Here is a 13,477-nt window from a genome sequence, read left to right as displayed (position 1 = left end):
GCGATGGAGCTCGGTGGTGTGACGATCGTGGACACGTTCGCGGAGGCGTTCCCGATGACCGCCACCCGCGCGATCGTCACGGCCGACACCGCGGCGTGGGCGGAGATCGGCGGCCGGACGATGTCCGGGTACGCCACGAGCGTCATCGGCTGTGATGCCGAGGCGTCCGTCGAGCGGATCGTGCCCCCCGAGGAGACGCCCGACGGCCGGCCCGGGGTCAGCGTGCTGACCTTCGCCTTCAGCCGCGAGGCCCTCGAGAAGGCAATGGTCAAGCGGGTGGGCCAGTGCGTCATGACCTGCCCGACGACCGCCTGTTACAGCGGCCTCCCCGCGGGCGAGAAGTCGATCCGGGTCGGCGGGAGCCTCCGCTACTTCGGCGACGGCTGGCAGATCTCCAAGCGGCTTGCCGGCCGGCGCTACTGGCGGATCCCGGTGATGGATGGCGAATTCACCTGCGAGGACGTCTTCGGCACGGTCAAGGGGGTGGCCGGCGGCAACCTGATCCTGCTGGGGACCGACCCGGCGGGCGTCCTGCGGGCCACGGAAGCGGCCGCGGCGGCCATGCGGCAGGTCGCCGACGTCATCCTGCCGTTCCCGGGTGGGATCGCCCGGTCGGGCTCGAAGGTGGGGAGCAAGTACAAGGCGCTCCGGGCCAGCACCAACACGGCCTATGCCCCCACCCTCCGGGGGCTGGTCCCGAGCGAGCTGCCCGAGGAGGTTCGTTGCGCCTACGAGATCGTCATCGACGGGCTGACGCTCCGGGCCGTCGAGCAGGCCACGGCCGTCGGGGTCCGGGCGGGGGCCCGCGCGGACCTGGGCGTGGTCTCGATCACGTCGGGGAACTACGGGGGGAAGCTCGGGCCGTTCCACATCCGGCTCCACGACGTGCTCCGGGACTCGGGGCAGGGGGGATGACAGCATGTCCCTGACGTTGACCTGGCTCGCCGCGACGAGCCTCCCCGTGGACGGGGCCCCACTCCGGCCCGACAGCCTCCTCGGCCTGGGACTCGACGAGGTTCGGCGGGTATCGCTGAAGGTCGGGAATCGGCCGGCCGAGCTGGGCGAGCTCTTCGAGGTCCGGGGGGACGACGGGGGCGACGACCGGCTCACGGTCGTCGGCGACCTTCGGGGCGTCCGAGGGATCGCTCGCGGGATGACCGCCGGGGATCTGGTCGTTCGCGGCGACGCCGGCCCGGAGCTCGGGGCGGAGATGGCGGGGGGGACGATCGAGCTCCACGGATCGGCCGGTCCGTATGCCGGCGCGGAGATGCGCGGGGGACGGCTCGTGATCCGCGGCGCGGCCGGTGATTTCCTCGGGGCCGCCTACCCGGGGAGCCGGACGGGGATGCGTGACGGGGTGATCCTGGTGGACGGGACCGCCGGCGACGACGTCGGCTCGCTCATGAGGAGGGGCCTGATCGCGGTCCGCGGCGATGCCGGCGAGGGCCTGGGGCGGTCGATGATCGCGGGGACCGTGGTCGCGCTCGGGGATGTCGGCCGAGGGCTCGGCGCCGGGATGAAGCGAGGGAGCCTGGTCCTGCCCGGGTTGAGCACGCCGCCGGAGTCGGTCCTGCCGCCGACGTTCGAGCGCGCGGGGGCATTCTCCGCTCCCTTCCTGGCGATCTATTCGCGGCAGATGGCGGCGTGGGGATTCGAGGTCCCTCCGGAGGTGTCCTCCCGTTCGCTCGACCGATACAATGGTGACGTGCTGATTGGAGGCCGCGGGGAAGTCCTGGCGGGGCTCCGTGGGGGCTGATCTCCAGCGACTGGCGGGTGAACCCAATGACGATGTCCGTGAACCGGCGGGCCCTCTGGCTCGTGGAGGCGGTCCTGGCGCATGCCCAGGAGCGCCGGGTGGTGTTGCACCTGATCGAGGGAGGGGGGCGGTACGTCGATTGCGGCATCGAGGCCCGCGGCGGGCTGCTCGCGGGCCTGGAGCTCGCCCGGGTCTGCCTGGGTGACCTGGCGGCGGTGTCGATCGTCCCCGGGGAGCTCGCCGGCCGTCCCGTCCCGCTCGTCCAGGTCGTCACCGATCATCCGGTCCAGGCCTGCCTGGCGAGCCAGTATGCCGGCTGGGCGATCGGCGAGGGCAAGTTCTTTGCGATGGGCTCCGGGCCGATGCGGGCCGTCCGCGGCAAGGAGCCGGTCTACGATGCGATCGGTTTCCGAGAGCGGGAAGCCGCGGTCGTCGGGGTGCTCGAGACCCGCAAGGCCCCGCCCCCATCCGTGCTGGCGATGATCGCGCGGGAGTGCGGCGTCGAACAGGCGGCCGTCAGCCTCCTGGCGGCGCCGACGGCGAGCCTCGCGGGGGGCGTGCAGGTCGTGGCCCGCGCGGCCGAGACGGCCCTGCACAAGCTTCACGAGCTGGGCTTCCCGATGGATCGGATCCTGTCGGCCTTCGGGACCGCCCCCCTGCCGCCGGTGGCCCGGGACGACCTGGCGGCGATCGGCCGCACGAACGACGCCGTGCTCTACGGCGGCCGCGTGATCCTCCAGGTGACGGGGGACGACGCCAGCCTGGAAGAGATCGGCCCCAAGGTCCCGTCGTCCTCCTCGCGCGATTTCGGCGAGCCGTTTGCGGCGATCTTCGCCCGCTACAAGCACGACTTCTATGCCGTGGACCCGCTCCTGTTCAGCCCCGCGGAGGTGGTCTTCCAGAACGTCGAGACCGGGCGGACTCACGCCTTCGGCAAGGTCGAGGCCGATGTCCTCGCCCGTTCCTTCTGGTCCTGAATCGGAGCCGGCCGGAGCATGCCCACGCCCGTCCTCGCCGTCCTGGCCTCGGGGTTCGGCTGGCACATCAGCGACCTCCTCCGCGCGGCCGAGAAGGTCGGCGTGGCGCTCGAGATCTGCCCGTTCCCCGAGGTCTCGGCTCGCGTCGGGGGCGACCGGCCGCGAGTGACGGCCGGGGCCATCGACCTGGAGGGCCTGAACGGGCTCCTCGTCCGGATGATGCCCCCCGGGAGCCTCGAGCAGGTGGTCTTTCGGATGGATGCGATCCACCGCGTGGCGGCGGCCGGCGTCCCGGTCTGGAACCCGCCCCGCGCGATCGAGGCGGCCGTGGACAAGTATCTCGCCCTGGCCTTGCTCGCGTCGCGGGGGCTCGCCGTCCCGGAGACCTGGGCGGGGCAAGGCGCCGACGAGGCCCTTCGAACGTTCGAGGAGCTGGGCAGCGACGTCGTGGTCAAGCCGCTCTTCGGATCGGAAGGGCGAGGGATTCTCCGCGTCTCGGATCGCGAGCTCGCCTGGCGGACCTTTCATGCCATCGAGCGGCTGGGCTCGGTGATCTACCTCCAGCGGGTGATCCGCCACCCCGGGCATGATCTCCGCGTCTTCGTCCTCCAGGGGCGCGTCCTGGCGGCGATGCGACGATTCGCGACCGGGGGCGAGTGGAGGACGAACGCCTCGCTCGGGGGTCGGACCGAGGCGGCGACGCTCGATCCCGCGGTCAAGTCGCTCGCGCTGGCGGCGGCCGAGGCGGTGGGCACCGAGGTCGCGGGCGTGGACCTGGTGGAGGACCTGGATCGGGGCGAGCTCGTCGTCCTGGAGGTCAACGCCGTGCCCGGCTGGAAGGCCATCTCGGGGACGACGGGCGTCGACGTCGCGGCGCGGATCCTCGCGGGGCTGAGGGACCAGGGGCGATGACCCAGATCGCCCGAGGATCGGACGAGGCGGTGTCGAGGCCATCAATCGGGCAGCTCGCCCAGATCGCCTGCATCCTGGAAGTCTGCGCCCGGAAGCCGGGCAACGTCCATCCGGGGGCGTCGTTCCCCGACCTGAACCACCTGGATTTCCTCCTCAGCGCCGCGGCGATCTCGGCACCCATAGACGACGCTCGGACGAAGGGGGTCGGGGCGACGGTGCTGGCGTCGGTGCGGTCGACCCGTCGGGTGGTCGGGACGAACACCAACCTGGGGATCATCCTCCTGCTCGCGCCCCTGGCCGCGGTGCCGGACGGGATTCGGCCGGAGGAAGGGATCGAGGCGGTCCTGGCGGCGACAACGGTTGAGGATGCCCGGGACGTCTACCGGGCGATCCGCCTGGCCTCGCCGGGCGGACTCGGACGCGCCGCGGCCCAGGACGTCGCCGACGAGCCCACGGAAACCCTGCGGGCGGTGATGGCGCTGGCCGCCGACCGCGACCTGATCGCCAGGCAATATGAAAACGGCTTCCACGAGGTGCTCCGGGAAGCGGCCCCCTTGCTCCGAGAGACCCTCGCGAGTGGCGGGCCGCTGGAGCCGGCCATCATCGCGACCTTCCTCACGATGCTGGCCCGCCATGAGGACACGCTCATCGCCCGCAAGACGAGCCGGCGGATCGCCGCGCGGGTTTCTCGGGACGCGTCGGCGGTGCTCGCGGCCGGGGGCATGTCGACCGGGCAGGGCCGGAAGCGGCTGGCCGAGTTCGACGCCTCGTTGCGGGTCGAGGGCTCGCGGCTGAATCCCGGCGCGACCGCGGACATCGTCACGGCCGCCTTGTTCGCGGCACTCCGGGAGGGCACAATCCCCTTGCCTCGCGATCCCGGGCCGGCGGGCTGGTCCGGGCCATGAACGGGCGGACGCTCCGATTCTCCTCCGAAAGACGTGAATCCCCATGCCGAGCTCGCGCTACAAGGTCCGGGTGACGAAGGACTACCTGGTCTTCTCCTCGGGGCATTTCATCACGTTCAACGGCGATTGTTGCGAGCGGATCCACGGCCACAATTACCGGGTCGCGGTCGAGGTGGAAGGGGACCTCGATGAGAACCATTACGTCGTAGACTTCATCGCGCTCCGGGACATGACCCGGGCGATCGTGGACGAACTGGACCACCGGATGCTCCTGCCGACCGAGAGCCCGTATATTCGCCTCGCCGACGACGGACCCAACGTGCGGGTGACCTATCGCGACCGGATGTGGAGCTTCCCGCGCGACGAGTGCGTCCTGCTCCCCGTCCCCAACACCACCTCGGAGCTGCTGGCCGATTACGTCGCCGGCCGGCTCCGTGAGGCGATGGCGGCCCGCGGGCTCGGGGTCCCTCGCGTGCTCCGCGTGGAGGTGGAGGAGTGCTTCGGCCAGGCGGCGGAGGTCGAGTGGCGGGCATGACTCCGACCTGGAGACGATCGTCCTCAGCCCAGGCCCAGCGCCTTGCGAATGTCCGGTTCGAGCTTCGCGGGGGGCGTGATCGGGGCGAATCGCTTCAGGGGCTTGCCGTCGCGGCCGAGCAGGAACTTGGTGAAGTTCCACTTGATGGAGCCCCCCATCAGCCCGGGCAGCGCGGACTTCAGCCACCGAAACAGTGGGTGTGCGGCCGATCCGTTCACGTCCAGCTTTGCGAAGACCGGGAAGCTCACGCCGTAGTTGACCCGACAGGTCGATTCGATGGACGACTCGTCCCCCGGCTCCTGGTTGCCGAACTGGTTGCACGGGAATCCCAGCACGACGAGCCCGTCCCCGCCGTACTTCTTGTAGAGCTCCTCGAGCCCGGCGTACTGCGGCGTGAATCCGCACTTGCTGGCCGTGTTGACGACCAGGACGACCTTGCCCTCGAAGCGTGCGAGGTCCACGTCGTCGCCGCTCAGGCTACGGGCGTGGAAGCCGTAGAAGTTGGTTGCCTGGTCTTCGATCTTCATCCTTCGAGCCCGCAGGGAGACTGTTGGGGGAGGCTACGGAGATCGTAGGCGCGGGCACGGCCCGCGGCAAGCCGAGGCGGGGTTCACGACGAGAGCCGTGTCAGGGAACAGGCGTCGATGCGTCCGTCGTGGAGTGCGGAGCCGATCAGGACGGCCGAGGCCCCCGCGATCCCCAGCGCGAGGACGTCGTCGATCGTCGCGACCCCGCCGCCGACGGCAAGCTCCGCTTCGGGCAGGCCCTCGCGGAGCGTCCGGAGCAGGCCTTCCGTCCCGGTCCCGTTCCCGCGGCCGACCCGGGCCAGGTCCAGGAGCAGGAGCCGTCGGACGCCCAGGCTGACGACGAACCGGCCGAGGGCCTTCGGGTCCGACGACGGCCAGTTCGAGCCCGGCGCGAACCGAGGGATCCCGTCGAACAGGTCCAGGCTGAGGATCGCTCGTGCCGGATCGACCCGATCGAGGATGACCCCCAGTTCCGCCGGTCCGGCCAGGGTCTCCAGCCCGAGGACGAAGGTCGCGCCGTCGAGATCGGCCATCGCATCCAGGTCGGCCTCGTCGCGGATCCCGGCATCGATCCAGGGGCGGAGCCCACGATCGATGAGCGAGCGGTAGAGGGTCAGGTCGGGGGGACCGCCGGCGATGGCATCGAGGTCGGCGAGGTAGGGCTCCGTCAGCCCGAGTGTGTCGCGAAAGGCCCCTGCGATCGCCAGCGGGTCGGTGGAGGGATGCAGACGGGAGCGGAGGTCCGCATAATGAGGACGGTCGCCGCCGACGGCGTGCACGGCGCGACCGGACGTCACGTCGAGGACGGGTATCACGCGGAGCGGATGGGACGGCATGGGCGCCTCGGGGAGAATAACGCTCCTGATCCACGAGTGGGTCACCGGCGGCGGCCTGGCGAACCGGGAGCTGCCGGCGTCGCTGGCCCGGGAAGGCGCCGCCATGCGGCGGGCGCTCTGCCGGGAGTTCGCGGCGGCGGACGATTCGGTGAGGGTCGTCGTGACGCTCGACGAGCGGCTGCGGGACGACCCCGGCCCCTGGATCACGAGCAGAACTCGCGGTTCGGCACCGGACGCCTGGCTCGCGCTCGCCCGCGAGGCGGATTATACGCTGGCGATCGCGCCCGAGACAGGCGGCGTGCTCGCCTCGCTGGCACGGGCCCTGGAGGCGGAAGGTATCCGGTCCCTGGGCTGCTCTTCGGGAGGGATCGAGCTGGCCGGCGACAAGGCGAGGATGGCCCACTGGCTGGAGGAGCGGGGCTTCGCGAGCCCCGCGTCCGAGGTCGTCATGCCGGCCGGGGGCCTGCCCCGCGAGGCCCGCTTCCCCGCGGTCCTGAAGCCGCTCGACGGCGCGGGCTCGCTCGACACGTATCGGCTCGAGGGGCCCGATGACCTGCCGCCGGGCGCACGGAGCATGCCGCTCGCCCTGCTCCAGGACTATCACCCGGGAGTCCCCATGAGCGCGACCTTCCTGGTCGGCGGGGGGAGGGCCGAGCTCGTCGCGACCGGGCTCCAGGACGTGGTCGTGGACCGTGGCCGGCTGGTCTACCGCGGCGGCTCGGTCCCGGTCCCCGCGCCGGCCGCCGCTCCCTCGCTCCGCCGGCTGGTCGAGACCGTCCCCGGCCTTCGCGGCCTGGTGGGGGTGGACTTCCTCCTGGAGGCCGGGCGCAAGGAGGCGGTCATCGTCGAGCTGAACCCACGGCCGACGACGTCGATCGTGGGGCTCTGCCGGCTCCTCCCCCCCGGGCGCCTGGCGAGGGCCTGGCTGGCCGCCTGCGGCGTGCCGGGCTTCGAGCCGATGCCGGCGGGGACGCTCGCCGCGGCCCTGCCCGGCGGCATCCGCGCGGACTTCGATGGTAGCGGCCGCGTCGACCTGGTCGAGGTCCCCGGGAGCGTCGAGCATGGATAGGCCCTCGGACGGCGTGGACTCGGCCTGGCTGGCGCTGGACGTCGGGGGGGCCAACCTGAAGGCGGCCCATGGGGGGGGCCAGGTTCGGACCGTCCCCTTCGAGGTCTGGAAGAACCCGGAGGGGCTCGGGGCGGCCCTCTCGTCGCTGGCGGGAACCTTCCCCGGATTCGGCCGGATTGCGCTCACGATGACGGCCGAGCTTTGCGATTGCTACCGGACCCGGCTCGAAGGGGTGCTCGCGGTGATCGCGGCCGTCGAGCGGGCGGCGGCCGGGCGTCCGGTCTGGACCTGGGGGACCGACGGCCGGTTCCACGACATCGAGTCGATCCGCCGCGAGCCGACGCTGGCGGCCGCGTCCAACTGGCTGGCGCTCGCGACCGTGGCGGCCCGGCTGATCGGGGGACGCCGCGGGATCCTCATCGACGTCGGGTCGACCACGACGGACCTCATCCCGCTGGACGGGGGCCGGGTCGCCGTGCGTGGCCGGAGCGATCGTCAGCGGCTGAGGTCCCGGGAGCTCGTCTACGCCGGCGTGCGGCGAACCCCGCTCTCTGCCCTGGCCGCGGAGCTGGCCCTCGGGGAAGAAGGGCCCATCGGGCTGGCCGCCGAGCTGTTCGCGACGACCCTGGACGTCTTCCTGACGACCGGCGACATCAGCCCCGATCCGGGGGACCGGGCGACCGCGGACGGCCGCCCCGCCACGGTCGAGGCGGCCCGCGATCGCCTCGCCCGGATGGTCGGCGACGACCGCGACGGTTTCTCGTCCGGGGATGCCCTCGGCATGGCCCGGGCGGCGGAGGCGTCGCTTGTCGGCCGGCTCTCGGAGGCGGCACGGCATGTGTGCGCCTCGACGATCGGCACGCCGGAGGTCGTCGTCGTCGCGGGCTCCGGAGAATTCCTGGCGGATCGCGTCGCGGTCGCCGCGTTCGGGGGCGGGCCCGCCCGGATCGGCCTGGCGGGGATCTGGGGACCCGCGGGCTCGACCGCCGCCTGCGCCTGCGCCTTGCTCGGGCTCTCGGAGGGCGAGCCTGGCCTCCAGGAGTCGGAGAAGGGAGAGGCTGGTGGCTGAGCCCGGGAAGGAGGCCGCGTCGGCGATCCAGGGCCCGCCCGGGGCTCGGCCGGAGCCTCGCCCTCCCGAGGCGGCCGGCCGCCGCGCCGAGGGCTCATCCCACCCTCGCCTCACGGTGGTCAAGGTCGGAGGCAGCCTGCTGACCTGGCCGGAGCTGCCGACCCGGTTGAATCTCTGGCTCGACGAGCAGCGATCCGTTCAGCCCGGATCGGGTCGGCCGTTCGTGCTGATCGCGGGCGGCGGCCCGATCGCGGATGTGGTGAGGGAGCTCGACCGCGTTCATGGGCTCGGGGACGAGGCGGCCCACCGGCTGGCGATCCGGTCCATGGACGTCACGGCGGAGCTCCTCGCGAGCCTGGTGGCCGATTCCCGGGCGGTGCGGCACCCTCGCGAGCTGGTCGAGTGCCAGACCGATGGCCTGCGGGCGATCGTGTCCGCGAGTTCCTTCCTGAAGGTCGTCGAGGACACGAGCCCGGATCCCCTGCCCGCGAGCTGGGACGTCACCTCGGACTCGATCGCGGCGCGGATCGCGGCATGGCTGGGGGCGGATCGCCTCGTCCTGCTCAAGAGTCGGACGGCGGCCGCGGGCTCGACGCGGGGCGAGGCGGCGGCGGCAGGGCTGGTGGATCCGTTTTTCCCGGAGGCGGCCCGGGCCGTGGACCTCGTCGAGATCGTCTGCCTTCGCGACTCGCCACCGAGGCCCTGCACGCTCCGGCGTTGAATCGGCCGGGGCGAGGAGCGGCGCGTCCCGCCCTCGCAGGCTTGACGCCCCTTCGCCGCTCGTGGAGAATTCGATACTCGTCGGGACGAGGCGGGACGGCAGGATTTACGGCGGGTCGAATCTCATGTCGCAACTGAAGGTGCTATCGGTCGACCATCCCGAGATCCCTCCGCTGCCGATCTCGGCGCGGCTGCGATCTCAGCTCGTCTATTTCATGTCCCCGACCGACCGTGACGGCGTGCCGGAGCTGCGCGACGACGAGTTCTGGATCGCGTCCGTCGACGTCACGAGGTGGCTGATGGAAGGGGTCTTCCAGCTCGTCTCGCCGCTCGACACGGCGAACACGACGGACGTCGAATTGACGGACGAGCAGGACGCGTTCCTGAGCTGGCTCGACCGGGGCAAGACGCAGCACATCCGCGTGATCGAGTAGGCCGAGGTGGGGTGGGATTCTCTTGGACATCCTCGATCGATTCCTGGGCCCCTATCGCCGCCGGCAATTCGCCAGGGTCATCGCCGCGGGGCTTCGGAAGGCCGGCGAGCCGCTCGAGTTCCGCTACGACCCCCGCGAGTTCCGCCTAGTCTCCGTCGGCGACGCGGGGTATCTGATCAACCTCGGGAATACCTACCGGGAGTATCTGGCCGTCCCCAGGTCAGAGCGGCCGATGGTGCTCTCCCGGTTCCTCCGGAGCTGGATCGAGGGCCGCAAGGGGATCCCCGAGGACTTCGGCGACGCCTCGCATGACCTGCTCCCCGGGGTCCGGAACCGGGCCTCCTTCGAGATCATGAAGCTGCAGTCGAGGGTCGACGGGAGTGCCGAGTTCGACTGGCCGTATCGGGTGGTCGGGGAGCACTACGGGGCCGGGCTCGTCTACGACCTGCCGCACGCCATGTCGCAGATCAACGGCCAGCAGCTCGATCGCTGGGGCGTCACCCTGGAGGAGGCCATGGACCTGGCCATGCTCAACCTGGCCGGGCTGAGCGGCCAGGGGCTCCAGCCCCTGGCCCCGGGCGTCTGGATGTCCCCCTGGCGTGACAACTACGACGCGTCGCGGATCCTCCTGACCGATCTCATCGGGGCTCACGACGTCGAGGGCGATCCCGTCGTCCTGATCCCCAACCGAGACACGCTGATCCTCACGGGTTCCGAGGATCCGTCGGGGCAGATGGTCCTGGTGGCCGCCGCGGCCGGGGCGCTCGAACGGCCGCGGCCGTTGCACGCCTTCCCGCTCCGCCTCGAATACGGGACCTGGACCCCGTACCTTCCGCCGGAGGACTCGCCGGCCCATCGGCCCATCCAGTCGCTGATCCTGGGCGTGATGGCCCGGGACTACCACGACCAGCAGGAGTTGCTCCAGGGCCTGTACAGGGCGAACGGAGAGGGGATCTCGGTCGCAAGTTACTCGGCCTTGCAGGATCGCGAGAGCGGGCGTCTGGCCAGCTCGTGCCTCTGGGGCCGCGGGCTCGATTCGCTCCTGCCCCGGACCGATATCGTCTGCTTCGCCGACGCCAGTCAGCCCGATGGGAAGACCCTGGTGGCCTCCGTGACGTGGGATCGGATGATGGACATCGTCGGCGATCGGATCGAGCCGATCGACGTCTATCCGGAACGTTACCGGGTGCGATCGTTCCCGGATCCCGGGGAGATCGAACGCCTGAAGGCGGCGGAATTCAGGCTCTCGTGACGACCGGCGGCGCGAATCGCGGGCCCGGGGCGCAGGTTGACCCCGGATGATCGTCCGCCGATACTGGGGACCGAGCTGGAACGAGGCGACGTTGCGGGGGTCCGGGTGGGGATGGCGGGGTTCCTGATCGCCTTCGGTCTGGTTTCGGCCCTGGCGGGCGTCGCCATGGCCTGGCATTGGTCGCGCGCGCTCAGGGAGGTCCGCCGCGGGGTGGAGCTGCTGGGCGAGGGCCGACGGGCTCGGCCCGTCCTGGTGGACGTGGGGGGGCCGATCGGGCCGCTGGTCCGCTCGTTCAATACCGCCTCGCCGCTGATCCAGGGCCGGCTCGACCGGCTGGAGGGGGATCGCGAACAGCTCCGCGTCGTCCTGGGCGCCATGGCGGAGGCCGTGATCGCGGTGGACCCGCGGCGCCGGCTCCTCCTGGCCAACGCCAGCGCGGACGCCATGTTCGGCCTGGACGGCGGATCCGCGGGCCGCCTGGTCCCGGAGCTGATCCGCAGCCCGCAGATCCAGGAGGCGGTCGAGGAGACCTTCCGGCTCTCGCCGCCGGACGCGTTCCAGGGCGAGGTCACCCTCCCGTTCCGCGACCCGGCGCTCCGGGGCATGGTGCGGACCCTGTCGGTCCGCGGGACGCCGCTCCACGGCGGGGCCGCGGCGGGGGCCGTGCTGGTCTTCCACGACGTGACCGACCTCCGCCGGCTGGAGCGGATGCGCCAGGACTTCGTGGCCAACGCCTCCCACGAGCTGAAGACGCCGCTGGCCTCGATCAAGGCCTACGCCGAGACGCTCCTGGACTGGGCGCTCCACGACGACGACGTGAACCGCCGCTACCTCGAGCGGATCGATGAGCAGGCGGATCGGCTCAACCAGATCATCCTCGACATGCTGAGCCTGGCCCGGCTGGAGTCCGCCCAGGAATTCTACGAGCACCGGCCGGTCCCGCTGGTCCCCCTCCTCGCGGCCTGCCTGGACGCGCATCGGGGGCGGGCCGAATCCAAGGGCCTGGTGCTCACCTTCCAGCCCGGCGAGGTGGGCCCGGACGTGCTCGTGGTCGCGGACGAGGAGGCGATCCGCCAGATCTTCGACAACCTGCTGGACAACGCCATCAAGTACACGCCGGAGTCCGGCGCGGTCCAGATGACCTGCTCGCAGGGGGACGGCGTCGTGGCCGTGGAGGTCACGGACACGGGGATCGGGATCCCCCGCGACGACCTGCCCAGGATCTTCGAGCGATTCTACCGCGTGGACAAGGCCCGGAGCCGCGAGCTGGGGGGCACCGGGCTGGGACTGGCGATCGTCAAGCACCTGGTCTCATCGATCCGCGGCCAGGTCTCGGTGGCGAGCCGGCCGGGATCCGGCTCGAGGTTCACCGTGGCGATCCCGCGCCACCAGGCCGCCCGTCCGGCCGCCGAGACGACGCCTCCCTCGGGCGAGGGTCAATGACCGGTGCCCTGGGTCTCCAGCCATTTCTCGCAGTCCATCGCCGCGGCGCACCCGGAGCCGGCCGCGGTGATCGCCTGGCGATAGTGGGTGTCCACGACGTCGCCGCAGGCGAAGACCCCCTCGACGCTGGTCGCCGTGCCGTAGTTCGGCATCGACTCGTGCAGCCCGGCGGGCGCCTCGATCCCCTTCCACGCCAGCGCGGTCCGGGTCAGCAGGTAGCCCTCCGGCGTGGTCGCGAGCTGACCCTTGAAGACGGCCGTGTTCGGGGTGTGGCCGATGGCCAGGAACAGCCCGTCGATCTTCAGGTCACGGGTCGAGCCGTCCCTGGTGGATTTCAGCCGGACTCCGTTCAGGAGGTCCACGTTCTGGAACTTCTCGCCGAGCATCGCGTCCACTTCCGAGTTCCACGCGTAGGCGATCTTCGGGTTGCTCTCGAGCCGGTCCTGCATGACCTTGGAGGCCCGGAGCGAGTCCCGGCGATGGATCAGCGTGACCTTGGAGGCGAACCGGGTCAGGAAGGTGGCCTCCTCCACCGCGGAGTCTCCACCCCCGACCACGGCGATCTCCTTGCCGCGATAGAGGGCCCCGTCGCAGGTGGCGCAGGTGCTGACGCCGTTGCCCCGGTAGGGGCCCTCATTCCCGAGCCATCGGGCCGAGGCGCCGGTGGCGACGATCAGGGCGTCCGCCGTGTAGTCCCGGAGGGTGCCGCTGGACGGATCACCGCTGGGGTCGTCGGTGGTCTGCACCCGGAACGGTCGCCGGGAGAGGTCCACGGCGGAGGCCGTCTCCCACCGGGTCCGGGCCCCGAATCGCTGGGCCTGCTTGCGCATCAGGTCCATCAGCTCGGGCCCCTGGATGCCGTCGGGGAAGCCCGGGAAGTTGTCCACCGAAGTGGTCAGGGTGAGCTGGCCCCCGGGCTCCTTCCCCTCGAAGACGAGGGGCGAGAGATTGGCCCTCGCGGCGTACAGGGCGGCGGTCAGGCCGGATGAGCCTGAACCGATGATGATGACGGCGGCATGGTTCTCGGACATCATTCCCTCGG

At 71.4% G+C, this 13,477-nt stretch carries 15 protein-coding genes; 12 read left to right on the top strand and 3 right to left on the bottom strand.

The window, feature by feature from the left end; genetic code table 11:
* The first annotated feature begins 3 nt into the window (after positions 1-3).
* Genes fhcD through G6O54_RS26200 form a run of 6 tightly spaced genes read left to right on the top strand, consistent with a single transcriptional unit; the run spans position 4 to position 5,085 of the window.
* Positions 4-915 (top strand): formylmethanofuran--tetrahydromethanopterin N-formyltransferase, encoded by a 912-nt coding sequence (gene fhcD / locus G6O54_RS26225; RefSeq protein ID WP_165229916.1) that lies wholly within the window; start codon positions 4-6, stop codon positions 913-915.
* Positions 916-919: 4 nt separating this feature from the next.
* Positions 920-1,756, top strand: coding sequence for a formylmethanofuran dehydrogenase subunit C (locus G6O54_RS26220; protein WP_165229913.1), 837 nt, complete (start codon positions 920-922; stop codon positions 1,754-1,756).
* A gap of 26 nt (positions 1,757-1,782) precedes the next feature.
* Positions 1,783-2,733, top strand: a complete 951-nt coding sequence (gene mch, locus G6O54_RS26215) for a methenyltetrahydromethanopterin cyclohydrolase (protein WP_250847097.1) — start codon at positions 1,783-1,785, stop codon at positions 2,731-2,733.
* An 18-nt stretch (positions 2,734-2,751) separates the two neighbouring features.
* Complete coding sequence (locus tag G6O54_RS26210; protein ID WP_165229910.1) at positions 2,752-3,645, top strand: ATP-grasp domain-containing protein; 894 nt, start codon at positions 2,752-2,754, stop codon at positions 3,643-3,645.
* A 29-nt stretch (positions 3,646-3,674) separates the two neighbouring features.
* Complete coding sequence (locus G6O54_RS26205) at positions 3,675-4,550, top strand: triphosphoribosyl-dephospho-CoA synthase (protein ID WP_250847096.1); 876 nt, start codon at positions 3,675-3,677, stop codon at positions 4,548-4,550.
* Between the two features lie 43 nt (positions 4,551-4,593).
* Positions 4,594-5,085 carry a 6-pyruvoyl trahydropterin synthase family protein gene (locus tag G6O54_RS26200; RefSeq protein ID WP_165229904.1) on the top strand — a complete coding sequence of 164 codons (492 nt, stop codon included), beginning with the start codon at positions 4,594-4,596 and terminating at the stop codon, positions 5,083-5,085.
* A gap of 23 nt (positions 5,086-5,108) precedes the next feature.
* Here the strand turns inward: G6O54_RS26200 and G6O54_RS26195 are convergent, their stop codons facing one another.
* Complete coding sequence (locus G6O54_RS26195; RefSeq protein WP_165229901.1) at positions 5,109-5,612, bottom strand: glutathione peroxidase; 504 nt, start codon at positions 5,610-5,612, stop codon at positions 5,109-5,111.
* An 83-nt stretch (positions 5,613-5,695) separates the two neighbouring features.
* Positions 5,696-6,448 (bottom strand): HisA/HisF-related TIM barrel protein, encoded by a 753-nt coding sequence (locus tag G6O54_RS26190; RefSeq protein WP_165229898.1) that lies wholly within the window; start codon positions 6,446-6,448, stop codon positions 5,696-5,698.
* On the opposite strand from G6O54_RS26190, the gene G6O54_RS26185 reads away from it, so the two are divergent.
* The 6 genes from G6O54_RS26185 (at position 6,447) to G6O54_RS26160 (ending at position 12,435) form a co-directional block, all read left to right on the top strand.
* Positions 6,447-7,517 carry an ATP-grasp domain-containing protein gene (locus tag G6O54_RS26185; protein WP_165229895.1) on the top strand — a complete coding sequence of 357 codons (1,071 nt, stop codon included), beginning with the start codon at positions 6,447-6,449 and terminating at the stop codon, positions 7,515-7,517. The genes G6O54_RS26190 and G6O54_RS26185 overlap by 2 nt on opposite strands.
* A complete protein-coding gene (locus tag G6O54_RS26180) occupies positions 7,510-8,586 on the top strand; it encodes a hydantoinase/oxoprolinase family protein (RefSeq protein ID WP_165229891.1) in 1,077 nt (358 codons plus the stop codon). The genes G6O54_RS26185 and G6O54_RS26180 overlap by 8 nt, the downstream gene beginning before the upstream one ends.
* The gene (locus G6O54_RS26175) at positions 8,579-9,307 is read left to right on the top strand and encodes an amino acid kinase family protein (protein ID WP_165229888.1); all 729 of its coding nucleotides are present in this window, start codon (positions 8,579-8,581) and stop codon (positions 9,305-9,307) included. The genes G6O54_RS26180 and G6O54_RS26175 overlap by 8 nt, the downstream gene beginning before the upstream one ends.
* Before the next feature lie 124 nt (positions 9,308-9,431).
* A complete protein-coding gene (locus G6O54_RS26170; RefSeq protein WP_165229885.1) occupies positions 9,432-9,740 on the top strand; it encodes a hypothetical protein in 309 nt (102 codons plus the stop codon).
* Between the two features lie 22 nt (positions 9,741-9,762).
* Complete coding sequence (locus tag G6O54_RS26165) at positions 9,763-10,992, top strand: hypothetical protein (protein ID WP_165229882.1); 1,230 nt, start codon at positions 9,763-9,765, stop codon at positions 10,990-10,992.
* Between the two features lie 111 nt (positions 10,993-11,103).
* On the top strand, positions 11,104-12,435 hold the full coding sequence (locus G6O54_RS26160; protein ID WP_439650279.1) for a sensor histidine kinase: 1,332 nt from the start codon (positions 11,104-11,106) through the stop codon (positions 12,433-12,435).
* Here G6O54_RS26160 and trxB read toward each other — a convergent pair.
* Positions 12,429-13,466, bottom strand: coding sequence for a thioredoxin-disulfide reductase (gene trxB, locus G6O54_RS26155; RefSeq protein WP_165229879.1), 1,038 nt, complete (start codon positions 13,464-13,466; stop codon positions 12,429-12,431). The genes G6O54_RS26160 and trxB overlap by 7 nt on opposite strands.
* Positions 13,467-13,477 lie beyond the last annotated feature (11 nt).

The sequence above is a fragment of the Aquisphaera insulae genome (assembly GCF_011064615.1).
In the GTDB taxonomy this organism is placed as follows: Bacteria; Planctomycetota; Planctomycetia; order Isosphaerales; family Isosphaeraceae; genus Aquisphaera; species Aquisphaera insulae.
The sequence above is the reverse complement of the archived record's forward strand: the minus strand, read 5'-3'. Positions and strand labels throughout refer to the sequence as shown.